Origin of the sequence: Streptomyces sp. NBC_00094 (genome assembly GCF_026343125.1) — a bacterium.
In the GTDB taxonomy this organism is placed as follows: Bacteria; Actinomycetota; Actinomycetes; order Streptomycetales; family Streptomycetaceae; genus Streptomyces.
Map to the genome: position 1 here is coordinate 3,167,501 of NZ_JAPEMB010000001.1, position 24,534 is coordinate 3,192,034.

20 protein-coding genes (1 of these 20 running past the window's edge) are annotated in these 24,534 nt (G+C 73.4%); 6 read left to right on the forward strand and 14 right to left on the reverse strand.

Annotation, left to right across the window (positions count from 1 at the left end):
• Positions 1 to 366, forward strand: partial view of an RDD family protein gene (locus OG580_RS13615; RefSeq protein WP_267043929.1) — the 3' portion only. Its footprint begins 525 nt before the window's first position; 366 of the gene's 891 nt are visible here — the last part of the coding sequence; its start codon lies beyond the left edge, outside the window; it ends in the stop codon at positions 364 to 366.
• A 3-nt stretch (positions 367 to 369) separates the two neighbouring features.
• Here the strand turns inward: OG580_RS13615 and OG580_RS13620 are convergent, their stop codons facing one another.
• The 8 genes from OG580_RS13620 to OG580_RS13655 all read right to left on the reverse strand — a co-directional run bounded on the left by OG580_RS13620 (position 370) and on the right by OG580_RS13655 (position 9,560).
• Positions 370 to 984 carry a hypothetical protein gene (locus tag OG580_RS13620; RefSeq protein WP_267043930.1) on the reverse strand — a complete coding sequence of 205 codons (615 nt, stop codon included), beginning with the start codon at positions 982 to 984 and terminating at the stop codon, positions 370 to 372.
• A 153-nt stretch (positions 985 to 1,137) separates the two neighbouring features.
• Entirely contained in the window at positions 1,138 to 2,592 is a 1,455-nt protein-coding gene (ahcY, locus tag OG580_RS13625; RefSeq protein WP_267043931.1) for an adenosylhomocysteinase, read from the reverse strand.
• A 407-nt stretch (positions 2,593 to 2,999) separates the two neighbouring features.
• A complete protein-coding gene (locus OG580_RS13630) occupies positions 3,000 to 3,965 on the reverse strand; it encodes a cation diffusion facilitator family transporter (protein ID WP_267043932.1) in 966 nt (321 codons plus the stop codon).
• Between the two features lie 66 nt (positions 3,966 to 4,031).
• Positions 4,032 to 5,183: a mannose-6-phosphate isomerase, class I gene (gene manA / locus OG580_RS13635; protein WP_267043933.1), complete on the reverse strand. Its 1,152-nt coding sequence runs from the start codon at positions 5,181 to 5,183 to the stop codon at positions 4,032 to 4,034.
• A gap of 172 nt (positions 5,184 to 5,355) precedes the next feature.
• On the reverse strand, positions 5,356 to 6,510 hold the full coding sequence (locus OG580_RS13640; protein WP_267043934.1) for an SIS domain-containing protein: 1,155 nt from the start codon (positions 6,508 to 6,510) through the stop codon (positions 5,356 to 5,358).
• Between the two features lie 851 nt (positions 6,511 to 7,361).
• Positions 7,362 to 7,544: a Trm112 family protein gene (locus OG580_RS13645; RefSeq protein WP_030221689.1), complete on the reverse strand. Its 183-nt coding sequence runs from the start codon at positions 7,542 to 7,544 to the stop codon at positions 7,362 to 7,364.
• Between the two features lie 118 nt (positions 7,545 to 7,662).
• A complete protein-coding gene (locus OG580_RS13650; RefSeq protein ID WP_267043935.1) occupies positions 7,663 to 9,030 on the reverse strand; it encodes a phosphomannomutase/phosphoglucomutase in 1,368 nt (455 codons plus the stop codon).
• A gap of 101 nt (positions 9,031 to 9,131) precedes the next feature.
• The gene (locus OG580_RS13655; RefSeq protein ID WP_267047994.1) at positions 9,132 to 9,560 is read right to left on the reverse strand and encodes a DUF3499 domain-containing protein; all 429 of its coding nucleotides are present in this window, start codon (positions 9,558 to 9,560) and stop codon (positions 9,132 to 9,134) included.
• A 288-nt stretch (positions 9,561 to 9,848) separates the two neighbouring features.
• Here OG580_RS13655 and OG580_RS13660 point away from each other — a divergent pair, with 288 nt between their 5' ends.
• A complete protein-coding gene (locus OG580_RS13660; protein WP_267047995.1) occupies positions 9,849 to 10,304 on the forward strand; it encodes a metallopeptidase family protein in 456 nt (151 codons plus the stop codon).
• Between the two features lie 75 nt (positions 10,305 to 10,379).
• On the opposite strand, the gene OG580_RS13665 is transcribed toward OG580_RS13660, so the two are convergent.
• The 3 genes from OG580_RS13665 to OG580_RS13675 all read right to left on the reverse strand — a co-directional run bounded on the left by OG580_RS13665 (position 10,380) and on the right by OG580_RS13675 (position 16,219).
• Positions 10,380 to 11,942 carry a DUF5719 family protein gene (locus OG580_RS13665; protein WP_267043936.1) on the reverse strand — a complete coding sequence of 521 codons (1,563 nt, stop codon included), beginning with the start codon at positions 11,940 to 11,942 and terminating at the stop codon, positions 10,380 to 10,382.
• Complete coding sequence (locus OG580_RS13670) at positions 11,939 to 15,667, reverse strand: glycosyltransferase family 2 protein (RefSeq protein WP_267043937.1); 3,729 nt, start codon at positions 15,665 to 15,667, stop codon at positions 11,939 to 11,941. The genes OG580_RS13665 and OG580_RS13670 overlap by 4 nt, the downstream gene beginning before the upstream one ends.
• A gap of 288 nt (positions 15,668 to 15,955) precedes the next feature.
• Positions 15,956 to 16,219, reverse strand: coding sequence for a WhiB family transcriptional regulator (locus tag OG580_RS13675; protein ID WP_015033978.1), 264 nt, complete (start codon positions 16,217 to 16,219; stop codon positions 15,956 to 15,958).
• Positions 16,220 to 16,910: 691 nt separating this feature from the next.
• Between OG580_RS13675 and OG580_RS13680 the strand changes: the two genes are divergently transcribed.
• From OG580_RS13680 to OG580_RS13690, 3 genes are read left to right on the forward strand one after another with little or no spacing between them, the layout of a single operon-like run.
• Entirely contained in the window at positions 16,911 to 17,420 is a 510-nt protein-coding gene (locus tag OG580_RS13680) for a cysteine dioxygenase family protein (RefSeq protein ID WP_267043938.1), read from the forward strand.
• A 13-nt stretch (positions 17,421 to 17,433) separates the two neighbouring features.
• A complete protein-coding gene (cofD, locus tag OG580_RS13685) occupies positions 17,434 to 18,399 on the forward strand; it encodes a 2-phospho-L-lactate transferase (RefSeq protein ID WP_267043939.1) in 966 nt (321 codons plus the stop codon).
• A complete protein-coding gene (locus OG580_RS13690; protein ID WP_267043940.1) occupies positions 18,396 to 19,709 on the forward strand; it encodes a coenzyme F420-0:L-glutamate ligase in 1,314 nt (437 codons plus the stop codon). The genes cofD and OG580_RS13690 overlap by 4 nt, the downstream gene beginning before the upstream one ends.
• Before the next feature lie 7 nt (positions 19,710 to 19,716).
• Here the strand turns inward: OG580_RS13690 and OG580_RS13695 are convergent, their stop codons facing one another.
• The 3 genes from OG580_RS13695 to OG580_RS13705 form a co-directional block, all read right to left on the reverse strand.
• Entirely contained in the window at positions 19,717 to 20,688 is a 972-nt protein-coding gene (locus tag OG580_RS13695; RefSeq protein WP_267043941.1) for a DNA-3-methyladenine glycosylase, read from the reverse strand.
• Positions 20,689 to 20,867: 179 nt separating this feature from the next.
• Positions 20,868 to 21,950, reverse strand: coding sequence for an NDP-sugar synthase (locus tag OG580_RS13700; protein ID WP_267043942.1), 1,083 nt, complete (start codon positions 21,948 to 21,950; stop codon positions 20,868 to 20,870).
• Positions 21,951 to 22,054: 104 nt separating this feature from the next.
• The gene (locus OG580_RS13705; RefSeq protein ID WP_267043943.1) at positions 22,055 to 23,512 is read right to left on the reverse strand and encodes a peptidoglycan recognition protein; all 1,458 of its coding nucleotides are present in this window, start codon (positions 23,510 to 23,512) and stop codon (positions 22,055 to 22,057) included.
• Between the two features lie 136 nt (positions 23,513 to 23,648).
• Here OG580_RS13705 and OG580_RS13710 point away from each other — a divergent pair, with 136 nt between their 5' ends.
• Entirely contained in the window at positions 23,649 to 24,401 is a 753-nt protein-coding gene (locus tag OG580_RS13710) for a TIGR03089 family protein (protein ID WP_267043944.1), read from the forward strand.
• Positions 24,402 to 24,534: the final 133 nt, after the last annotated feature.

The window sequence follows — 24,534 nt, forward strand, 5'->3', positions numbered from 1 at the left end:
CTGTCGGCCGTGCCGGAGCGGCTGTGGCTGGAGATACGTCAGTACTTGACGCGGGCGCGTGAGCTGGACCCGTTCGTGGGTCGGCGGCTCGCGGAGCGGCTGGCCGACGAGCTGGTGGCGCGGACCGGGACGCCTCCGCCGCCGGGAGTGCCTGCCGACGCGTATCTGGCGGGGGTGGTCGCGGAGCGGCAGGCTCGGGATGCGCGGCGGGCCTTCTCGTCGGTGGAGTCGGCGGCGGGGGCCGGGGCCGAGGTGTCGGCCGGAGGTGTCGCTCCGGTTGTGCCGCATGTCGTGCCGACTGTGGTGCCGGCTGTGGTCGCGGAGGAGAGCCGGGGACGGGGGACCGGGTTCGCTCCGCCCGGCTGACGGTCAGGGGAAGACCGAGGGCGGGGTTTCGAGGTCTTCGAGTTCGATGCCGGGGGCGGACAGGACCACGTCGCCGGCGATGTGGACGGTGTGCCGTTCGCCTGTGTCCAGGGTGCTGACCTGGTACTCGTCGACCGTCAGGGGTCCGTTGTCAGTGGCGTGCGCTTCACTCTTCAGCAGGGCCCAGGACTGGTCGACCGTGAGGGGGGCGAGCACCGGATCCGTGAAGGCGACGAGCCTGAGACGGGTCTCGGGGGAATCGGGGGTGAGCCGCAGGAGTCGCGTGATCGCGACGAGGAACGCCGGGGACGTGCCGGTGAAGGCGTGGGCGCGCACATTGCCTTCGGTGGCGTGGGTTCCGGTGGGGTCGGTGCGGACCCAGGTCACGCCGTCGATGGCCGCGCCGCGGACCTGCCAGCTCGCGGCGTGGAGTTCGAGGCGGATGGGGCGGCCGAGTTCGTCGACGGCCAGGTCGACGGAGCCCTGGTGGTCGCCGGAGGGCGTGACGGTCTGGGAGACGTAGCGCCAGCCGGAGGGGCCGGGGGCGCAGTGGAAGTGCTCTTCACCGAGGGGGGTGTGGTCGTGCGGGTCATGGAGCGAATATCGGCCGCGGGGCATGGGTCAGTCCTCGGGAGGGGGCGCTTCCAGGAGCGGTGGTACGAGACGGGGCAGGCCCCCGGCACGGGGGTGCGGGGGCCTGCCTGATTCCTCTACGGGTGTCCGGGGCGGTTGCGGTTGCGCGTCAGTGCGCGGGCGCCGCCGTCCGGGGCATCAGTAGCGGTAGTGGTCCGGCTTGAACGGGCCCTCGACCGGGACGCCGATGTAGGCGGCCTGCTCGGGGCGGAGGGTCGTCAGCTTGACGCCGAGGGCGTCGAGGTGGAGACGGGCGACCTTCTCGTCCAGGTGCTTCGGCAGCGTGTAGACGTCGGTCGGGTACTCCTCCGGCTTCGTGAAGAGCTCGATCTGGGCCAGGGTCTGGTCCGCGAAGGAGTTCGACATGACGAAGGAGGGGTGGCCGGTCGCGTTGCCGAGGTTCAGCAGGCGGCCCTCGGAGAGGACGATCAGGACCTTGCCATCGGGGTAGGTCCAGGTGTGGACCTGCGGCTTGACCTCGTCCTTGACGACACCCGGGGTCTTGGCGAGGCCGGCCATGTCGATCTCGTTGTCGAAGTGGCCGATGTTGCCGACGATCGCCTGGTGCTTCATCTTGGCCATGTCGGCGGCCATGATGATGTCCTTGTTGCCGGTCGTGGTGATGAAGATGTCGGCGGTCTCGACGACGTCCTCAAGGGTGGCCACCTGGTAGCCGTCCATGGCCGCCTGGAGCGCGCAGATCGGGTCGATCTCGGTGATGATCACGCGGGCGCCCTGGCCGCGCAGCGACTCCGCCGAGCCCTTGCCGACGTCGCCGTAGCCGCAGACGACGGCGGTCTTGCCGCCGATGAGGACGTCGGTGGCGCGGTTGATGCCGTCGATGAGGGAGTGGCGGCAGCCGTACTTGTTGTCGAACTTCGACTTCGTCACCGCGTCGTTCACGTTGATCGCGGGGAAGAGGAGCGCGCCGGCCTGGTGCATCTCGTACAGGCGGTGGACGCCCGTCGTGGTCTCCTCGGTCACGCCGCGGATCTCGGACGCCAGCTGGGTCCACTTCTGCGGGTTCTCGGTGAGGGTGCGGTTGAGGAGACGGAGGATGTAGCCGTACTCCTCGCTGTCCGCGGTGGCAGGGTCCGGGGCGGAGCCGGCCTTCTCGAACTCGACGCCCTTGTGGACGAGGAGGGTGGCGTCACCGCCGTCGTCCAGGATCATGTTCGGGCCGCCGGTGGGCGTGTTCGGCCAGGTGAGGGCCTGCTCCGTGCACCACCAGTACTCCTCCAGGGTCTCGCCCTTCCAGGCGAAGACCGGGACGCCCTGGGGGTTCTCCGGGGTGCCGGTCGGGCCGACGGCGATGGCCGCGGCGGCGTGGTCCTGGGTGGAGAAGATGTTGCAGGAGGCCCAGCGGACCTCGGCACCGAGCGCGACCAGCGTCTCGATGAGGACGGCGGTCTGCACGGTCATGTGCAGGGAGCCGGTGACGCGGGCGCCGGCCAGGGGCTGCTGCTCGGCGTACTCGCGGCGGATCGACATCAGGCCGGGCATCTCGTGCTCGGCGAGGGTGATCTCCTTGCGGCCGAAGACGGCCAGGGAGAGGTCGGCGACCTTGAAGTCCTGATGGGCGGCAGTCGTCATGACTGTGCTGCTCCTCATGTGTTCGGGGTGCGAGGGTCGGTTGAGGCGCCTGGCACCACGGCAGGGCCCTGGGCACACGAATGCCCGGGTGTTCCACGGTGCCGTCGTCGGAGGCCCTCTCTCCCTCGGCCGGTCCTTCCGGACCGCCCGACCGCCATCAGCAGCGACGTCTGGCTGATCTCGAATCTACACCGGAGGGTGCGGCGGGCCACAGTCCGCATGGGGGGTGGTTCGGGGTCGTTCAGGGTCGTACGGGAGGGTTCAGGACGGTTCCCGGCCACTTCCCGGCCTGCGCCGGTCCGTGGTGGCCGGTTCTGGCTGGTGCGCGAAGGCCCCCGGGACCGGGGGGTCGCGGGGGCCTCGTGGTGGTGACGGTGGTGGGGCTCGGTGGCCTCGCCGGGGTGGGCTCAGTGAGCCGAACCGCCCGGCGTCTTGGCCGGGTTCTCGCCGGTCGCCGCTGCGGTCTCGCTGTAGACGTCCGGCTCCAGGTAGATCACCCGGGCGATCGGGACGGCGGCGCGGATGCGCTCCTCGGCGGCGTTGATGGCGTTCGCCACCTCGGTCGCCGTGTCGTCGTGCCGGACGGCGACCTTGGCGGCGACGAGCAGCTCCTCGGGGCCGAGGTGCAGCGTACGCATGTGGATGAGGCGCGTGACGGTGTCTCCGTCGACGACGGCCGCCTCGATCTTCCTGACCTCGTCCACGCCGGCGGACTCGCCGAGGAGGAGCGACTTGGTCTCGGCGGCGAGCACGATCGCGATCACGATGAGCAGGATGCCGATGCAGAGGGTGCCGATGCCGTCCCAGACGCCGTCGCCGGTGCCGAGGGCGAGGCCGACGCCGGCGAGGGCCAGCACCAGACCGACGAGCGCGCCGAGGTCCTCCAGGAGGACGACGGGGAGCTCGGGGGCCTTCGACCGGCGGACGAACTCCTTCCAGGAGAGACCGCCGCGGACCTCGTTCGACTCCTTGATGGCGGTACGGAAGGAGAAGGACTCGGCGATGATCGCGAAGACGAGGACGCCGACCGGCCAGTACCAGGCCTCGATGGGGTGCGGGTCCTTGATCTTCTCGTAGCCCTCGTAGATGGCGAACATGCCACCGACGGAGAAGAGCACGATGGAGACGAGGAAGGCGTAGATGTAGCGCTCGCGGCCGTAGCCGAAGGGGTGCTGCGGGGTCGCCTCGCGCTGGGCCTTCTTGCCGCCGAGGAGCAGCAGCCCCTGGTTGCCGGAGTCGGCGAGCGAGTGGACGCTCTCCGCGAGCATCGAGGACGACCCACTGAAGAGGAACGCCACGAACTTGGCTACGGCGATCGCGAGGTTGGCGGCGAGTGCCGCCACGATCGCCTTGGTTCCGCCTGACGCGCTCATGGGTGTACGTGGTCCCTTCGTCGGTGCTCCGGCTCTGCTGCCGCGGTTCGGCCGGTCATTGTCGCATCAGGCCACGACGGTCGCGCGAAAGACCGTACCCGTACCGGAGAGTTCGGTGCTCTCGCCCGCCGGGACGAAGACGGACTCACCGGGGGCGAGGGTGATCTCGCCCGCCTTCGGGCGGCCCGAGACGGCGAGCAGGATCTGCGGGGCGGGGGTGGTGACGTCGGTCGGGGCGGCGCCCTCCGCCCGTACGAAGCGGGAGAGGCGGAACTCGTCGATCGGGGTGTCGTAGACCTCCTCCCCCGACGGGGACGCCTCGGGACGCAGGACGCCGGCGTCGTTCGGTTCGAAGCGGACGACGCGCAGGAGTTCGGGGACGTCGACGTGCTTGGGGGTGAGGCCGCAGCGCAGCACGTTGTCGGAGTTGGCCATGATCTCGACGCCCATGCCGTCGACGTAGGCGTGCGGGACGCCGGCCCCCAGGTAGAGCGCCTCCCCCGGCTGGAGGACGACGTGGTTGAGGAGCATGGCGGCGATGACGCCGGGGTCGCTCGGGTAGTGGTGGGCGAGGCTCGCGAACGGGGCGTGGGCACCGCCGAGGCGGTCGGCGGCGGCCGCGGCCTCGGCGACGGTGTGGGCCATCTCCGTGGGATCGGCGGTGAGCAGGGCCGTCAGGACCTCGCGGAGAGCGGCCTCTTCGGGGTGGGCGTGGAGCAGGTCCACGTACGGCTTGAGGGAGTCGACGCCCAGCGCGGCGATGAGGTCGGCGGACTCGGCGGGCACGCGGAAGCCGCACAGTCCCTCGAAGGGCGTGAGGGCGCAGATCAGTTCGGGCTTGTGGTTCGCGTCCTTGTAGGTGCGCTGCGGGGCGTCGATGGGGATGCCCGCCGCTTCCTCCGCGGCGAAGCCCGCGCGGGCCTGGGCCAGGTCGGGGTGGACCTGGAGGGAGAGCGGGGCGCCGGCGGCGAGCACCTTGAAGAGGAAGGGGAGGCGGGGGCCGAAGGTGGTGACGGCCCGCTCCCCCAGTTCGCGTACGGGGTCGGCGGCGATGAGCTCGTTGAGCGGGCCGCGGTCGGTGCGGGAGGGGGCGCCGGGGTGGGCGCCCATCCACAGCTCGGCCTGGGGCTCACCGGTCGGGGCGGTGCCGAGGAGCTCCGGGATGGCCGTCGTGGATCCCCAGGCGTAGGGGCGGACGGTGTTGACGAGGCGGTCCATGATGCCTGCCAGCTCCTCGGGGTGGTGACGGATGGTGAGGGGGTCGGGTGACAGGGGATAGGTGACAGGGGGTGGGTGACGGGTGGGTTTCGGGGTGGTGACGGGGTGGGTGTCGCCGTGGTGACGAGGTGGGGGAATGGGTGGGGCGGGAGTGAGGTGGGGGTGCTGTGCGTCAGTGGCTGTGGTCCGGGTGGCCTGGGGTCGCCAGGGCCAGGTAGACCGCGGCGAAGTCGGTCACGGCGAGCAGTTCCGCCAGGGTCTCCAGGTCGCCGCCCTCCTCCGGTTCCAGTTCGCTGATCGCCGTCTCGTGGCTGAGCGCCAGTTCGCGGGCGGCCGGAGCAGCCGTCAGGCCTCCGGCCGGGCGGTCGCGCAACAGGACCACCCTGGCGCGCAGCGCCTGCTGCTCCTCCACCCGGTCCCGGAAGAAGTCGTCCGGGTCGGCCCCGGCCGCGAAATCGCCGGCGAGCAGCACTCCGTGCGCGGGCAGTGCCTCCGGGAGTTCCGCGGCGAGGGCCGGCAGGCCGGCGAGTTCCGCCAGGACCGTGGCGAAGCGGCGCCCCGCCGCGCCCGCCGCGTTGCCCTCGGTCCAGATCAGCGGGAGCGAGTCGGCGAGTTCGGCGGCGAGCGTCTTCGCCGGGTTGCTGTACGTGGCGATGGCCGGGCCGCAGCGCTCCGCCGTCCGGTCGAGGCGGTCGGCGACCTTCTCCAGGGCCTCCGGCGGCGCGTCGATCAGGCCGACCCGGTCGAGGAGGGCAAGGAGCGGGGTGAACAGGGCCCACAGTTCGCCGGGGCTCGCCGCGAGGCTCTCCGCGTACTCGTCGGGCGACTCGTTCGGGGCGGTGGCCAGCGGGACGAACAGTCCGTGCGAGCCGCCCACCGCCTCGGCGAGCGGGGAGGCCTTGGGGGCGACGGCCACGACCGTGATGCCGCGGCGGTACGCCTGCTCGGCGAGGAGCGCGAGGCCGGGTTCCGAGCCGTCGGTGGTGGGCAGCAGGAGCAGGTCCACCGAGCCGGCCCAGCCGGGCAGGGCCCAGCGCAGGGCGCCCGCGGCGGGGGCGACGCCGGTCGCCTGGAGCCGTACGACGGGGGCGGCGGCGCCTGCGAGGGCGCCGATCAGGTCCGCGACGCCGACCGCGGCGGTGCCGGGGCCGGCGACGAGGACGGCGCGGGGGCGGCCCTCCGGGTGGAGGTCCGCGATGCCGGCCTCGCTGGCGTGGCGTGCGGCGGTCCGTACCCGGGCGCCGGCTTCGGCGGCGCCGCGGAGGAGGCCGCGGCGGTCGGCCAGGGCGAGGGCGTCCGGTGCGTCGAGGAGGGTCTCGTCGAGCATGTGGCGGTGCCTCCCGGGTGGGTGCGGGGTGGGGTGGTCGGAGGGTGCGGGGTGGTGCGGCGGGGGGTGCGCTCTGCCTGCGGCAGGGCGTTTTCCGTTCCCGCCCGCACCAACCGCTCGGGTGGGGAGAGGGATGTGCGGGTGCTCCGGTGGGTGCTGCACGCCGTTGACGGCGGGCCCTCCCGGGGAGGAACGGCGCGGGTCGTTGCGGGCGTGCCTCCGTCGGGGCGCTCGTCGGCTGCGGATCGTCCGTGTGACGAACGGGTCGGCCCCCTGCCGTGGGCGGAGGGGGTCGGGGGTGTGAGGTCGGGGGCGTCCAGCGGGCGTCCAGCCGACGCGATGGGGTGCCTCGCGACGCCAGGCGTCACCGCGCTGTGCGCCAGGCCGCCGCTCGGGGCCTCGGAGCGGGTCGGAGCGTGACGTACGACAGCCGGCACCGCGAGGTGGGCCGCGCTCGGCGGCGGCGTCGTGGGGAGATCCGCGCGGGGCGGCGCCGCGCAGCGGTTCCTGGCGGGCGGCGCCGTGGGACGGCTGCCTCTGCCGGGGGCGGCGACCGCCGCACGGTGAACCCCGGCGCGCGACTCCGCGAGGTGACCTGCGGTCGGCGGCACGGCGAGGCGGGCCGCGGTGAGCGGCCTGCCGACGGGGGTCGTGGCGGGCAGCGCCGTCGTGTGGTTCGCGGCCGGCAGGACCGTGCCGTGGCTCGCGCCCGTGGGCGCCACGCCGTCGCTCACACCCGCGGCCGGTCCGTGGTGCGCCTCCGCCGGTGCCGTGCCGTGGTGTGCGGTACGGGGCGGCGTGGCGTTCGGGTCCAGCGGCGGGTGGGGGCTCGGGTTGGGGGGCACCGGGGGTCAGGCCGGGCGGCGGGCCTCGTCGGTGAGGAGGACCGGGATGCCGTCGCGGACGGGGTAGGCGAGGCCGCAGTCGGTGCCCGTGCAGACCAGTTCGGGGGTCTCGTCCGCCGTGCGGTCGTTCAGCGGAGCGTGGCACGCGGGGCAGGCCAGGATCTCCAGGAGGCCGGCTTCGAGCGGCATGGGGTGTCCCTTCGAACAAACGGTGGTGGTGCTGCCCTTCGGGCCAGGTCAGCCTACCGCCGGGGGACGGAGGACGCGGCTCGGCGGCCGGTCCTTCCGTACCCCCGGCGGGGTGGTGTCAGCCGGTCGCGCGGACCAGGTCGAGGACCTCGTCGCGGATCTTGGCCATGGTGGCCTCGTCGCGGGCCTCGACGTTGAGGCGGAGCAGCGGCTCGGTGTTCGAGGCGCGGAGGTTGAACCACCAGTCGGTGCTGGTGACGGTGAGGCCGTCCAGGGTGTCGAGGGTGGTGTCGTCCTGGTCGGCGTACACCGCCCTGACCTTCGCCGTGCTGGCCGTCTGGTCGGCGACCGTGGAGTTGATCTCGCCCGAGGAGGCGTAGCGGTCGTAGGCGGAGACGAGGCCGGAGAGGGGTCCCTCCTGGCCGCCGAGGGCCGCCAGGACGTGGAGCGCGGCGAGCATGCCCGTGTCCGCGTTCCAGAAGTCCTTGAAGTAGTAGTGCGCCGAGTGCTCGCCGCCGAAGATGGCGCCGGTCTTGGCCATCTCCTCCTTGATGAAGGAGTGGCCGACGCGGGTACGGACGGGGGCGCCGCCGTTCTCGCGGACGACCTCCGGCACGGACCAGGAGGTGATCAGGTTGTGGATGATCGTTCCGCCGGGGTTCTTCGCCAGTTCGCGGGCGGCGACGAGGGCCGTGATCGCGGAGGGGGAGACCGGCTCGCCGCGCTCGTCGACGACGAAGCAGCGGTCGGCGTCGCCGTCGAAGGCGAGGCCGAGGTCGGCGCCCTCGGCGAGGACCCGGGCCTGGAGGTCGACGATGTTCTTCGGGTCGAGCGGGTTGGCCTCGTGGTTCGGGAACGTGCCGTCGAGCTCGAAGTACATGGGGACGGTGTCGAGCGGCAGGCCGTCGAAGACCGTGGGGACCGTGTGGCCGCCCATGCCGTTGCCCGCGTCCACGACGACCTTCAGCGAGCGGATGCCCGAGAGGTCGACCAGGCCCTTGAGGTGGGCCGCGTAGTCGTCGAGGGTCTCGCGCTCGGTGACGGTGCCGGGGGTGGCCGCCGCTTCGGGGGCGCCCTGTTCCGACCACTGCTCGACGAGCGTGCGGATGTCCGCGAGACCGGTGTCCTGGCCGACCGGGGCGGCGCCCGCGCGGCACATCTTGATGCCGTTGTACTGGGCCGGGTTGTGGGACGCGGTGAACATCGCGCCCGGCAGGCCGAAGCTGCCCGAGGCGAAGTACAGCTGGTCCGTGGAGCAGAGCCCGATGAGGGTGACGTCGGCCCCGAGGCGGGCGGCGCCACGCGCGAAGGCGGCCGAGAGGCCGGGCGACGAGGGCCGCATGTCGTGGCCCACGACGATCGCGTCCGCGTCCGTCACCCGTACGAAGGCGGCGCCGAAGAGCTCGGCGAGCTCCTCGTCCCACTGGTCCGGTACCACTCCGCGGACGTCGTACGCCTTCACGATCTGCGACAGATCGGCAGTCACGGATCACCCTCCTGAGTTTCGGCACGCGTGTGCGGCGCGTGTAGGAACGCCAAAACTACCCGGAGCGGGTGGGGGCTACGCGGACGGTGGCCGCTTTCGCGTCAGTTGTCGGGGGAACGGAGCACCCTGAGGTGCCCGCGGCGCCCGACCTCCATGGGGTCGCCGCCGCGGCCTCCGCCGCCCTTGCCGCCGGCAGCGCGTTCCTGGGGGCGGGCCGCCTCCCGTACCGCGTTGGCCAGCGCTTCGAGGTCGTCGCCGCTGGGGCGGGCCGGTGCGGAACCGTCGGTGAGCCGCACGACCTCCCAGCCGCGCGGCGCGGTGAGGCGTTCACTGTGCTGGGCGCACAGGTCGTAACAGTGGGGCTCGGCATAAGTGGCGAGCGGGCCGAGGACCGCAGTCGAGTCGGCATAGACGTACGTCAGTGTCGCGACGGCAGGGCGGCCGCACGCGGTGCGCGAACAGCGACGTACAGGGCTCACGACGTTGGACGGTACCGCACTCTTGACCGGGCCGCGACGACTCTCCCTCAGGTCACTCCCCCGTGTCGCGCTGTGACCTCCGCCACCCCCCGGCGTCCGGTGGCGGCGCTGACCTGGGCGGGAGGGGACATGGGGCGACGGGGGCGGGGGGCGATTCGGACAGTCGGGGATACACATCCGGTCAACCACGGCCGGATGGCCGATCGTGACACGTCGTCGAACCGGGCGCGCCGTCGGCTGGAACGCTCAGGTTTCGACACATGGGGTGGGGGCACCGGTGGGGGTGGCGAGGATCCGCCACGGTGCGGAATCACCGATGAGGGTTACGCTGCGTCAGTGATGGACAGTCCTGTGCCGCCGAACATCTCGCAGCCCTCCACGGAGCCCCCGGCGGAGCCTCGGGTCCGCCGCCGCGACCGTCACGGCCGCGGGATGCGCGGGCCGGTCGCCCCGCCGCAGGTGCCGCTCTCCACGAGCCGGGGCGACACCTTCCGCGATCTGGTCCTCGACTCGGTGGAGCGCCTGGAGCGGCACTGGCCGCAGCTGGCCGACATCGAGTTCCTGGTCATGGAGGTGCCGCCGCCCGTGCCGGGCGAGACGGTGCCGCTCGGTGGTTCCGTGCCCGCGGAGAAGGGCGAGCCCGCCCGGGTCGTCGTCTACCGGCGGCCGGTCGAGATCCGTTCCAAGACCCGCGACGAGCGCGCGCTCCTCGTCCACGAGGTGGTCGTGGAGCAGGTCGCGGAGCTCCTCGGGCTCTCCCCCGAGTCGGTCGATCCCCGGTACGGGCAGGACTGACCCGGGTCCGTCCCGCAGGGCCTCGCGGTAACCCGTACGGGGTGGTCTTCCACTCGTACGGGCGGCCCCGCGGGCTCAGTCGTCGAGCACCTTGAGGTCCTGGCGCGCGGAGGGGACCTCGACCGTGCCCCGGTCGTCGACGAGCGTCTGGACCGTGAACATCGGGATGCCGTCGTCCGGTACGGCCAGCGTGCGCGCCGCGTACACCTTGCCGCCCGAGACCGGTTCCACCGTCAGCGCGTAGGTGCCCTTGAGGCCTTGGGGTACCAGGTCGGTGAGGGTCGCGGTCGTCCCCGCCTTCACGGTCACCGTCCTCGACACCGGCGTCCCGCCGCCGGAGCCCGCCGAGGCCGTGACCTTGACCTGGGCGGCGGCGCCCGGCGCGGTGAGGGCGAGCACGGAGACCTTGGCGCGGTTGTCGGCGACCGTCGCGCGGGCGGAGATCGCCGAGGTCGCCGGGATGAAGGCGATCTCGGTGTTCTCGCCCTTGCCGCGGACGACCTGGAGGGCGGCCACGAACGGGGCCGGCTTCTTCGGGTCGCTCGGGGTGAGCAGCAGGGAGCCCACCTGGCCCCGGGTGAGCTGCGGCAGGTCGACGGAGGCCGTCATCCCGGACTTCACGTGGAGGGTGCCCGCGCCGGCCGGGACGATCGTGCCGGTCGTGGTGGCCAGCTGGACCTTCAGGTCGGCGTCGTCGTCGCCGGGGACGAAGGCCACGAGCCGGACGGAGGTGGCGTCGCCGGGGATGCCGGGGAGTACGGCGCTGCTCGCCGGGTCGGCGGCGGCCGCGAGCCAGTCGCTGCCGAGCTTGTCGTCGGCGGCGCCGATCGCCGCGCCGACGCGCCCGCTGCGGGTGGTGACGTGGACGGTGACGTCCCGCTGGGCGGTCTCGCCGGTGAGGGTGGAGAGGAGGACCGGGACCGTGGAGCGGGGCGGGACGGGGATGCCCTCGGTGAACTGGGACTTGAGGGGGCCCTCGGGGCCGTACAGCTCGATGTCGGCGACGGCGGCGGTGTCGTCCGGGTTGGTGAGGTGGACGTAGTCCTGGCGCTCCTTGGCGGTGGAGGCCGCCGGGAACCAGAAGTCGGTGTCGGGGGCGCCGCAGGTGAGGCCGAGGAGGCCGCGCGCGCCGCCGGCCGGGACGACGGTGGTCTGCTGGACGGTCCAGCCGGGGGCCAGGGTGCCGGTGGCCGAGCCGGTGAGGGCGGGCGCGGAGCCGCCGTTCGCCTCGGCGGTGACGGGCTTGCCGGGGGCGGTGACGGTGGCGGGGGCCTGGGGCGGCTTGGCCTTCTTGCCGCCGCCGGAGGAGCCGCCGCGGGTCGCCCCGCTCGCCGCCGGCCTCAGCCGGGCCGTCGGCTTCTCGGCCTGGGCGGCGGCGGTACCGGTGGCGGCCGTCCCCGCGCCCGTCGTGCCGGTGGCGGCGGTCGTGCCTGTCGGGGTGTACGAGGTGTAGAGGGTCTCGGCCACCTCGGACGTGCTCGGTGCCGGGCAGAGCAGGCCGGCGCGCTCCACCGGGAGGCGGGTGGAGGCCTTGGCCGTGGGGGCGGCGGTGCCGTCCGGGGCCGTGAGGGCGGCGAAGCCGGTGACGGCGCCGAGGGCCGTGACGACCGTGATCAGGGAGAGGGTCGTGCGCTTCACTGGTTGCTGCTCCCGTCGGGACGCTGCTCGGTCTCGTGACCCTGGGGGTACTCGTAGCCGTAGCCGTTCGGGTCGTACTGCTGCTGCTCGTACTGCTGCTGCTGTGGGTCGTACTGCTGCTGGTCGTACTGCTGGGCGTAGCCCTGGTCCGCGTACGACTGCTGCTGCGGCTGCTGCTCGTAACCCTGCTGGGGGTACGTGTACGGCTGCTGCTGGTACGGGTCCGCCGCGTACTCCTGGTAGTAGCCCTGGTCCGCGTAGGGCTGGGCCTGTGTCCGGTCCTGGGCCTGGTCCTGGTCGGCCTGGACGGCCTGGGCGTAGGCCGGGTCGTACCCGCCGTCCCATTCCTGGGGCTCGTACGCCTGCTGTTCCGGGATCGGGATCGGATGCGGTGTCTGCTCCGGCTCCGGGGTGTCGGCCTCGGCGGTCTCCGCCTCCGCCTCCGCGGCGGCGCGGAGGCGGCGCGCGCGGCGGCCGTCTCCGTCGGTCGCCTGGGCGGGGATGGCGAGCTCCTCCTCGGGCAGGTCGTCGTCGATCTCTCGGCGGCGGCCCGGCAGGGCGAGGACGAGCAGGACGACGACGGCGCCGACCTGGGCCCAGGTCCACGCGGTGTGGCTGAGCGGCTGGTCGTACGTGAGGTCGAGGCGGCCGCCCTGGGCGGGGAGTTCGAAGCCCTGGGCCCAGCCGTCGACGGTGGTCCTCGTCAGTTCCTTGCCGTCGAGGGTGGCGGTCCAGTTCTCGTCGGCGCGGTCGGCGACCCGCAGGACGCGGCCCGTGGGGCCGGCCGGGATCTCGGTGTGCGCCTCGACGGGGCCGGCGGCGACGGCGACCGGCTTCGCGGCCCCCTCCGCCTCGGCCTGGTCGGCTGCCTTCGCCGCGTCCCCGGTCGTGGCGGCCGGCGGGACGATCATGATCCGGGCGATCTCGCGGTCCACGCGCCAGAGCGCGCTGCCGTCGAGCTGGCTGAGGCGGCTGAGGCCGGGGGTCGCGTCGAGGACGCGGCTCATCTGGCGCGGTGCCCCGTCCCGTACGAGGACGTAGCGGATCGCGTAGCCGCTGAGCTCCTGGGTCTGGTCGGCGCCGGAGCCGGCGACGAGGTGGGCGACGACGTCGTCGAGGCGGGGGTCGGTATCGGCGGCCGCGGAGAGTTCGGCGTCGCCGAGGCGGGCGCCTGAGCCGCGGACCAGGGTGTAGGCGACCTCGCCGGGCGAGCCGCCGCCGAGGACGAGGGTGCGGGCCTGGTCGCGGGTGCCGCTCTCCTCGGCGACGAAGGCCGGGACCTGGACGGGGTCGCGCCGGGTCAGCGGGCCGTCGGCGCCGCCGATCATCCAGCCGATCGCTGCGACGGCGGGGCCGATGGCGCAGGCGAGGGCGATGAGCGCGGCGACGGGCTGGCGCCAGCCGAAGCCGTGGGCGGCGACGCGGGTGCGGCCGCCCTCGGCGCCGATCATGCCGGCGGCGATGAGGGCGGCGCCGTAGACGAGGGTGGCGGGGCCGGCCCAGCCGGTGCCGCCCGCGCCGTTGGAGGCGACGGCGGCGAGGAGGCCGGCGAGGGCGGCGGCCCAGGCGGCCCGGACGGCGAGCAGGCGCTCCTCGCGCAGCAGCCCGGCGAGGGCCGCGAGGACGAGACCGATCAGGAGGAGGCCGCCGGTGGTGCCGGGGCCGCCGGGGCTCGTCCCGAGCAGGTCGAGCGGGGTCGCCGTGCCCGTACGGATGTCGAGGCCGGCCTCGCGCAGGAACGCGGCGGGGTCGGTGAGCAGGGAGAGCGACCAGGGCGCGAGGACGAGGACCGGGGTGCCGACGGCGGCGAGGAAGCGGAGCCCGTACGCGGTGATGTCGGAGCGGCGTACTACGAAGTAGCCGATGCCGCCGAGGCCGAGGAGGACGGCGAGCGGCCACACGATCGGGGTGAACGCCATCGCGAAGGTGAGCAGGAAGGCGTAGGCCCAGGTGGCGCGCCAGCTGCCCCGGTCGGGCCGGTTGAAGCCGTGGGCGGAGACGGCGGCGCGGGCGATCAGCGGGAGCAGGATCGCGAGGACGGCGGTGCCGAGGCGGCCGGTGGCGAGGGCCCCGGTGGCGGCGGGCAGGAAGGCGTACGCGATGGCGCCCCACGCGCGCAGGAGCCGGGACTCGACGATCGAGCGGGCGGCGAAGTAGGCGGTGAAGCCGGCCAGCGGGACCGAGCAGACGAGCAGCAGGGTCAGCGCGGTGGAGGTGGAGCCGAGGAAGAGAGCGGAGAGCGCGGCCAGGACGGCGAGGTAGGGCGGGGCGGTCTGGGTGCCGCCGGTGCCGATGGCGTGCCAGGCGTCGGCGTACCGCGACCAGAGGCCGGAGACGGTGTCGGGGGCGGGCAGCAGGGCGCCGCCGGCCAGCGAGCCGCCGGCGAAGAGGTTGCGGCAGGCGACGAGGGCGATGAGGAGCAGGAGGCCGAAGAGGACCGGTCCGGGCTTGCGGGCGATCTTCTTGAGCCGGGCGAACTGCTCGATCTCCAGGTAGTCGCCGTCGTCGCCGCCGGGTCCCGACTCGACGACGCCGTGGCGGGAGCCGCCGGAGTCGGCCTCGGAGCCGCCGACGTTGGCGGTGAGCTGTTCGACGGCGGCGCGGACGGTGGCGCCGGGCGGCGGGAAGAGCGGGCGGAGCTCGCCCGCGGCGACGGCGGGGTTCTTGCGCCGCTTGCGGGCGGCGAGGATCTTCTCCGGCCGCAGGAGGGTGGCGAGGAGACCCGTGACCTCGTCGACGGCCTGGCCGGGGACCTTGCCCACGAGGGAGGCGAGGGTGCGGATCAGGGTGCTGAGGACGAGCCGTACGAGGACGTACGGGAGGGCGGCGCCGCGGGTGTTGGCGAGGAGCGTGTAGACGGCGCCGGCCTTGTCGACGCGGTGCGGGCTGGCGGCCGTCCGGCCGGCGCAGTCGACGGTGCGGCGCTCGCGGGCCGACGCCTCGGCGTGCCGGAGGACGGCGTCGGGGGCGACGAGGACGCGGTGGCCCGCGGCGTGCGCGCGCCAGCACAGGTCGACGTCGTCGCGCATGAGGGGCAGGCGGCGGTCGAAGCCGCCGAGCTCCTCGAAGACGTCGCGCCGGACGAGCATGCCGGCGGTGGAGACGGAGAGGACGGAGCGGACCTGGTCGTGCTGGCCCTGGTCCTGCTCGCGCCGGTCGAGTCCGGTCCAGCGGCGGCCGCTGTGGGCGATGGAGACGCCGACTTCGAGGAGCTGCTTCCGGTCGTACCAGCCGCGCAGCTTGGGGCCGACGACTGCGGCGTACGCGTCGGAGTCGGCGACGCGGAGGAGTTCGGCGAGGGCGCCGGGCTCGGGGGCGCAGTCGTCGTGGAGGAGCCAGAGCCACTGGACGGGTTCGCCGTGCGGGAGCTCGGGGAGGTCGTAGGCGTCGTCGTTCCAGGTCCGGCTGACGGGGTCCCAGCCGCTGGGGCGCTTCAGGTACGGGAGGTCCTCGGGTCCCAGGACGGGCGCCGTGCGGGCGGCCTCCTCGACGGCGGTGCCGAAGCCGGTACGGCGCGCGAGGTGCAGGACGCGGTCGGCGCCGACGGCCTCGGCGACGAGCCGCGCGGAGTCGTCGGCGCTGCCGGTGTCGGCGGCGACCACGTTCTGCACGGGGCGCTCCTGGGCGAGCAGCCCGGCGAGGGCGTCCGGCAGCCAGCGGGCACCGTCGTGGGTGACGAGCACGGCGGTGACGACGTGTCGCGGAAACTCAGGAGTTGAGGACATCGAGCTACGGGCCCTCCGGCCGGGGTCGCCCGCGGGGGGCGTGGGGTGCGTCTCGGACGGAGGCCCACACTAACGGCTGCGCGCGGGCGGTTCGCCCCTGTGGACGGAGCCCTGTGGACAGCGCCCTGTGGACAGAACACGCAGAACGGTCCGCCGCCTGTGGACAGAGCACAGGGGGCGGACCGTTCGTCATGTCCTGGTGTGCGCGCTCGCGCGGGGGGCCCGGAGGCCGCGGGGCCGAAGGGTCGCGGGCCGGTGGCCGGGGGCCTCGGCGCTGCGGAGTGCGGCTCAGACCGCTGCCTTCTTCAGGCGGCGTCGCTCGCGCTCGGAGAGACCGCCCCAGATGCCGAACCGCTCGTCGTTCTGCAGTGCGTATTCGAGGCACTCGGAGCGGACCTCGCAGGCGAGGCAGACCTTCTTGGCCTCGCGGGTCGAGCCGCCCTTCTCGGGGAAGAAGGACTCGGGATCGGTCTGGGCGCACAGCGCGCGCTCCTGCCAGCCGAGTTCCTCGTCCGCGTCCTCGACCAGCAGTTCCTGGAACAACTCGGTCATGTGCGCCCCTCGTCTGTTCTGTGCGTCCCCGTGATGTTGCCGTTACCGAACCCGGCCGAACGACACGAGTGAAATTACAAGTTCGTGCTCTGTGCGAGTCAAGCCGGGATCTGCTATTGGGCCCCGTATTCACTCTGCGGAACCAAGCCTATGCGGAAAGTGTTCAAATCACCAAAAAACGTGACACATGCCACCACCCCGGCCGCACCGTGCAGACCCTCCACAAGGAAGGACGTCCGAGACTTGGATCTTGTTGCGATCCAGCCATGGAAGCGATCCGGATCACACTGCGATCACGGAGAGTGACGAACGGGCCTAGGGTCCGCCGCATAGGTGCCGCCATGTTTACGGGCACGGTTGAAGCGGCATCTCTCCTGGTCCGCGCCTGAACAAACCTTTCTCCGGGCACTGTAACCGGATGAGGTGAAACATTACCGCCAAATCGGGCATTGGGTTGACAGTCGGGTGCCCTTCCCGCCACCTTTGGTGGCATGCCAGCGACCGCAGCGACCGCCGCGACCCACGCCCGTGGGTTCCGCCGCGCTGTCCAGGCGCGCTGTTGCTGTTGTTGTTCCAGCTGTTGATGCCGTAGAGCTCCAGCTTCTTCCCCCCAGCGTCACCCTGCGTCACTCGCGTCACCTTGTTCCGTGACCCCCACCGCTTCTGTTTCTGCTGAGGAACCTCCCCACCCATGAACATGGACAGCGACCTTCAGATCGCCGGCGACATCCTCGAGGTCCCGCACCTCCTCCAGCCCGAGCGCGCCCACCCCGTCACCGTGGCCGAGTTCGCCGGACTCGCGCGCGCCATCGCCGACGACCGCGCCCAGTGGGCCCCGTACGTCGAGTACGACGCCACCACCCGCTGGTACCACCGGCTGCGCACCGGCCCCGGCTACGAGGTGTGGCTGCTCTCCTGGGTGCCCGGTCAGGGCAGCGGGCTCCACGACCACGGGCTCTCCTCCGGCGTCCTGACCGTCCTGCAGGGCGAACTGACGGAACGTACGGAACGGGGCGCGCGGACGCTCGACGGCGGCGCGCAGCGCGTGTTCGCGCCGGGGTACGTCCACGAGGTCGTCAACGACTCCCTCGAACCGGCCGTCAGCCTGCACGTCTACTTCCCCGGCCTCACCGAGATGCCGATGCACGAGTCGGTCCAGGGTCAGTGCGCCCCGGCCTCCACGGGTGTCGTCCTCGCCTGACAGACTGCTGCGTATGCGCATTGTGGTTCTGGCCGGTGGCATCGGTGGTGCCCGTTTCCTTCGCGGCCTCAAGCAGGCCGCGCCGGACGCGGAGATCACGGTCGTCGGCAACACCGGTGACGACATCCATCTCTTCGGGCTGAAGGTCTGCCCCGACCTGGACACGGTGATGTACACCCTCGGCGGTGGCATCAACGAGGAACAGGGCTGGGGCCGCCTCGACGAGTCCTTCACCGTCAAGGAGGAGCTCGCGGCGTACGGCGTCGGACCCGAGTGGTTCGGCCTCGGCGACCGGGACTTCGCGACCCACATCGTCCGTACGCAGATGCTCGGCGCCGGCTACCCGCTGAGCGCCGTCACCGAGGCGCTCTGCGCCCGCTGGAAGCCGGGCGTGCGGCTGATCCCCATGTCCGACGACCGCGTCGAGACGCATGTGGCGATCGACGTCGACGGCGAGCAGCGGGCCGTGCACTTCCAGGAGTACTGGGTGAAGCTGCGCGCCTCCGTGGACGCGAAGGCCGTCGTACCGGTCGGCGCGGAGGCGGCGAAGCCCGCGCCGGGCGTCCTGGAGGCGATCGCCGAGGCGGACGTCGTCCTCTTCCCGCCGTCCAACCCCGTGGTGAGCGTCGGGACGATCCTGGCCGTGCCCGGGATCCGTGAGGCGATCGTCGCGGCCGCGGCCGCCGGGACGCCGGTCGTGGGCCTCTCCCCCATCGTCGGCGACGCGCCCGTGCGGGGCATGGCCGACAAGGTGCTCGCGGCGGTCGGCGTGGAGTCCACGGCGACCGCGGTGGCCCTGCACTACGGCTCCGAGCTCGTCGGCGGCTGGCTGGTGGACACCGTGGACGCGGGCGCCGTGGCGGACGTCGAGGCGGCGGGCATCCGCTGCCGTGCGGTGCCGCTGATGATGACGGACGTGGAGGCCACGGCCGCGATGGCGCGTGAGGCGCTGGCGCTCGCCGAGGAGGTACGCGGGTGACCGCCGGTCCCCCCTCGTACCGGGTCTGGGCGCTGCCCGGGCTGCCCGAGGTGGCGGCCGGGGACGATCTGGCCAAGCTCATCGCCTCCGCCTCGCCCTCGCCCGAGCTCGTCGACGGGGACGTCCTCCTCGTCACCTCCAAGATCGTGAGCAAGGCCGAGGGGCGGGTGATCGCCGCCGACGACCGCGAGGAGGCGATAGACGCCGAGACGGTACGGGTGGTGGCGCGCCGCGGCCTGCTGCGGATCGTCGAGAACCGGCAGGGGCTCGTCATGGCCGCCGCCGGGGTCGATGCCTCCAACACCCCTTCCGGGACGGTGCTGTTGCTGCCGGAGGACCCCGACGCCTCGGCGCGGCGCATCCGTTCGGGGCTGCGTGAGGCGCTCGGCGTGGACGTGGGCGTCGTCGTCACGGACACCTTCGGGCGGCCCTGGCGCAGTGGCCTCACCGATGTCGCGATCGGCGCGGCCGGGGTGCGGGTCCTCGACGACCTGCGCGGCGGGACCGACGCGTACGGCAATCCGCTGAGCGCGACCGTGGTCGCCACGGCCGACGAACTCGCCGCCGCCGGCGACCTGGTGAAGGGCAAGGCGAGCGGGCTTCCGGTCGCCGTCGTCCGGGGCCTGCCGCACGTGGTGGCCGGGGACGAGGAGCCGGGGGCGCGGGCGCTCGTGCGCGGCGCCGCCGACGACATGTTCCGGCTCGGGACGTCGGAGGCCGTACGGGAGGCGGTGACGCTGCGGCGGACCGTACGGGAGTTCACGGAGGAGCCGGTCGATCCGGGGGCGGTACGGCGCGCGGTCGCCGCGGCCGTCACGGCGCCGGCCCCGCACCACACGACGCCCTGGCGGTTCGTCCTCCTGGAGTCGCAGGAGTCGCGGACGCGGCTGCTCGACGCGATGCGGGACGCGTGGATCGCGGACCTGCGGCGGGACGGGAAGTCCGAGGAGTCCGTCGCCAAGCGCGTACGCCGCGGGGACGTCCTGCGCAACGCGCCCTATCTGGCCGTGCCCTGCCTCGTCATGGACGGCGCCCACCACTACGGCGATCCGCGCCGGGACGCCGCCGAGCGCGAGATGTTCGTGGTCGCGGCGGGCGCGGGCGTGCAGAACTTCCTGGTGGCGCTCGCGGGTGAGCGGCTGGGGTCGGCGTGGGTGTCGTCGACGATGTTCTGCCGGGACGTCGTACGGGAGGTCCTCGGGCTGCCGGAGGGCTGGGACCCGATGGGCGCGGTCGCGATCGGGCATGCGGCGGCGGCACCGAAGGAGCGTCCGGCGCGGCACGCGACGGAGTTCGTCGAGGTGCGCTGAGCCTCTTTCAGAAGCGCGCGATGTCGCCCGGCGTCATACGGGGCGCCCGGCGGGGCGGGACGCGGCCGCTGAGGAGGATCAGGCGGGCCGCCCGGTGGCGCTGGCCCGCGTACGGGGCGAGCAGGTCGAGCATCGCCGCGTCGTCCGCCGCGCGGTCGCCCGCGAGGGCCCAGCCGACGATGCCCGGGAGGTGGAGGTCGCCCATGGTGACCTCGTCGGGGGCGCCGTTGCTGCGCTGGACCGTCTCCGCGGAGGTCCAGGGGCCGACGCCCGGGATCAGTTCGAGGCGGGCGCGGGCCTCGGAGGGGGCCATGCCCGCGGCCTCCTCCATGCGGCGGGCCGCCCTCGCCGCCCGCACGATCGTGGCGGCGCGCTTGTCCTCGACGCCCGCGAGGTGCCACTCCCAGGACGGGATCAGGGTCCACGCGCGGGCGTCCGGCATGACGTACATGCCCTCGGGGGCCGGGCCCGGGGCGGGCTCGCCGTACTTCCGTACGAGCAGCCGCCAGGCGCGGTAGGCCTCGTCCGTCGTGACCTTCTGCTCCAGGACCGACGGGATCAGCGACTCCAGGACCAGGCCCGTGCGGGTGAGGCGGAGGCCGGGGCGGCGGCGGTGGGTGGCGGCGAGGAGCCTGTGGCGGGGGACGAAGGCGGTGGGGTCGTCCTCGGCGCCGAGGAGTGCGGGGAGGCGGGTCAGGAGCCAGGGGGCGCCGGGGCCCCAGGCTTCGGCCTCCGCCGCGCCGTCGCGGACGGCCACCCGGATCGTGCCCGGGCCGTCGGGCGTGCGGCTCGCCCGCCAGACCGAGCCGTCGGGGGTCACCCGGAAGGTGGGGTCCGCCGGGCCCCGGCGGAGGGGGCCGAGGGTGAGACCCAGGTCTACGGGGGCGTCGACCGTGAGCGGTACGGGGACGTGGCCGCCGCGCACTGTGGTGCGGGTGGTGGGGGTGGTGGGGGTGCGGGGTGGGTAGCGGCCGGCCATGGCTACGAGCGTAGCCGGGGGCCGTGCGGGACCTGGGGGCGTTGTGCCCACCCTCCCCCCGGAGGGGGACCCTCAGCCTCAGCCCGGGCGGAACGCATGCCCACAACGGGGGGCGGCGGCTCGCGGCGGGGCGCCGCGAGCCGGGTTGCGGCGTTACTGGTCCGAGGAGAGTTGCGGCGTTACTGGTCCGAGGAGAAGCGGACCGCGTTCGCGGGGAGGGTGGTGTCGCACCAGATGCGGATGCCGTCCCGGAGTTCGTTGTCCGGGCCCACCTGGGCGCCGTCGCCTATGACCGCGCCCGTGAGGACCGAGCGGGCTCCGATGCGGGCGCCCGCGCCGACGAGGGAGTCGGTGATCACCGCGCCGGGTTCCACCACCGCGCCCGCCAGGATCGTGGAGCCCGTGATGCGGGCGCCCTCGCCGACCACCGCGTCCGCGCCGACGACCGTGCCGCCGGTCAGCTTGGCGTCCGGGGCGACCCGGGCCGACGGGAGGACCAGGCGGTCGCCGCAGCGGCCCGGGACGGCCGGGGACGGGGCGCGGCCGAGGACCAGGTCGGCGGAGCCGCGGACGAAGGCCTGCGGGGTGCCGAGGTCCAGCCAGTACGTGGAGTCGACCATGCCCTGGAGGTGGGCGCCGGAGGAGAGCAGCTCCGGGAAGGTCTCGCGCTCGACCGAGACCGGGCGGCCCGCGGGGATGGTGTCGATGACCGAGCGGCGGAAGACGTACGCGCCGGCGTTGATCTGGTCCGTGACGATCTCTTCGGGGGTCTGCGGCTTCTCCAGGAAGGCGGTGACCCTGCCCGTCTCGTCCGTGGGGACCAGACCGAAGGCGCGCGGGTCCTCGACCCGGGTGAGGTGGAGCGAGACGTCCGCGCCGGAGGTGGCGTGGGTGTCGACGAGGGCCCGGATGTCGAGGCCCGTGAGGATGTCCCCGTTGAAGATCAGGACCGGGTCGTCGGGGCCGGAGTGCAGCCGGGAGGCCACGTTGCGGATCGCGCCGCCGGTCCCGAGCGGCTCCTCCTCGGTGACGTACTCCAGGCTCAGACCGAGGTCGGAGCCGTCACCGAAGTGCGGCTCGAAGACCTCGGCGAGGTAGGAGGTGGCGAGCACGATGTGCTCGACGCCGGCGGCGCGGGCGCGGGCCAGCTGATGCGTCAGGAAGGGGACGCCCGCCGCCGGGACCATGGGCTTGGGCGTGTTGACCGTGAGGGGTCGCAGCCTTGTGCCCTTGCCACCGACCAGGAGGATCGCTTCTGTCACCTTGTCGTCTCTGCTTCCTGTTCGGGGCCGGTCCGCTCGCCTGCCTCGGTCGTTCGTGCGATATGACCGGTCAGTTTAGGCGGATGGTTGCCCGGCTGACCCCATCAGAGCCTTCCCTGGTACTTCGCCGAGGTCGTCCTGGCCGTCGCGAGCTTGCCGTACAGGCGGGCGCCGGGGCACTCCGTGGCGAATCCGTCACGGTGTCCGGCGATCGTACGGAGCTTGACCTTCGTGCCCTTCTTGTACAGGTTTCCGCCCCCTGACGTCAGATACGTCGTGCTGTTCGGGTTCACCCCGTGCAGACCGAGCTTCCAGGCCGTCAGACGGGCGACGGCGGTGACGGCGGCAGCCGGCGGAGCGCTCTTGCTGAACGTGCCGAGGACGGCGATGCCCATGCTGTTGGTGTTGAAACCGAGCGTGTGCGCCCCGAGGACGGGCTTGGCCACGCCCCCCGCACGCCCTTCGTAGATGTTTCCGCACTTGTCGACGGCGAAGTTGTAGCCGAAGTCCCGCCATCCACTGCTCTTGACGTGGTAGCGGTAGATACTGCGCAGGACGGAGGGGGCTTGGCGGCAGGTGTAGTTGTTGCCGGTCGCGCTGTGGTGGACGAAGGCCGCCTTGATGGTCTTCGTGTACACGAAGCCCTTCTCGCGGATGCTCTCGTCGGCTCCCCAGCCCTTGCGGGTGATGATCTTCGGGCGCGGGCCGATGAAGGGCTTCACCGCGGGGGCCTTCTTCACCGCTGTCGTCGTCTCCGGCAGGCGGACCGTCGCTTCCGTCGCCACCTTCGACAGCGCCGGGATCCAGGCCGCGCCGTACGACGCCAGCTGGGAGTTGGCCGCGCTGGCCGCCGCCTCCGCCGCCGACAGACCGGCGGGGACCGCGGGGGCCGCCGGGGCCGCCGGGGCCGCCGGGGCTGTTGCGGCCTCCGGGACCGCCGCGGCCGCCGCGGTGCGGGTCCGGGGCGCCGGGGCGTCCGGGGCATCCGCGGCGTCCGGGGCGTCGCCGACGGGAACCGTGCCCGGGTCCACCAGTTCGAGGCTCAGGCCCTCCGGGAGCTGCTCCTCCCCTCGTACGCGGATCTCGACGCCGTCCGAGTCGCCCACCCAGAGCGGCGCGGTCGCGCCCTTGAGCGCCCGGCCGGTGCCCTCGGCGGTCGCCGGGTCGGCGCCGTGCTCGTCGTTGTGGGTCTCCACGTCCTGCCACTCCGACCAGGTCCCGTCACCGGTGGAACGGGTGCGGACCTGGACGGTGCCGTGCAGCGCGGCCGCCGGATCGTCCCAGACGACGCCGACGAGGGAGAAGGGTCTGACGTCGCGCCGGGCCAGGCCCTGGTCGCCGGAGTCGCCCCCGGCGCCGAAGCCGCGTACGGAACCGTCCAGGGGCACGAGCGGCAGCGACTGGGTGGAGCCGGGCAGCTGCCCGGGCTCCGGTGGCAGCGCGGAGACCGCCGGTGGCAGCGCCGTCGGCGCCACGGCCGCCACAGGTGCGGCAAGGGAGACCGGCAGGGCGAGCGCCGCCGCGCAGGTGACGGCGATCGAGGAGGCGAGTGAGGCACGCATAGGCCGATCGTGCGTATCCGCCGAGCGTTCCGCGCGTCGGGAATCCGCGCGGAAGTTGACGGACCGTCGGGCCGACCGGTGGACGACGTCACCGGTACGGAGGACCCCACGCGGCCGCCCGCGTACGCTGTCCGGCGTGAACGCCAGCGACCGCACCCCCGCCGACCTGCTGCGATCCGCGCTCGCCGCGGACCCCGCCCGCCCCTTGGTCACTTTCTACGACGACGCCACCGGTGAGCGCGTGGAATTGTCCGTCGCCACCTTCGCCAATTGGGTGGCCAAGACGGCGAACCTGCTCCAGGGCGAACTGTCCGCCGCCCCGGGAGACCGACTCGCGCTGCTGCTGCCCGCGCACTGGCAGACGGCCGTCTGGCTGCTCGCCTGCTCCTCCGTGGGGGTGACCGTCGAGCTCGGTGGCGATCCCGCGGACGCCGACCTCGTGGTCGCGGGTCCCGAGACGCTGGAGGCGGGTCTCGCCTGCTCCGGTGAGCGGATCGCGCTCTCCCTGGCGCCGCTGGGCCGCCGCTTCCCCGCCCCGCCCGCCGGATACGCGGACTACGCGGTCGAGGTGCCGAGCCAGGGCGACCGGTTCGCCCCGTTCGTACCGGTGGACCCGGAGGCTCCCGCCCTCGTCGTCGACGGTACGGAACGCAGCGGCGCGCAACTCGTCGAGCAGGCCCGCGTGGACGCGGCGGAGCTCGGCCTCGCCCCCGGCTCCCGGCTGCTCTCCGGCCTCGGCTACGACACCTGGCAGGGGCTCTCGGCCGGTCTGTACGCGCCGCTGGCGACCGGCGGCTCGGTGGTGCTCTGCCGGAACCTGGACCGGCTCGCGCCCGAGGCCCTGGAGAAGCGGATGGAGAGCGAGCGAGTGACCCACTCGGCCGCCTGAGCCACCCGGACCCTCGCCCGGCGCCGCCTGACCCGATGAAACCCCATTCGGCCTAGCACCGCGCCGAGTCCCCGGGTCCCCGCGCCGTCTCCGGTACATGATCGGCCGGGGGGACTCGCCTCCTTCCGCACAA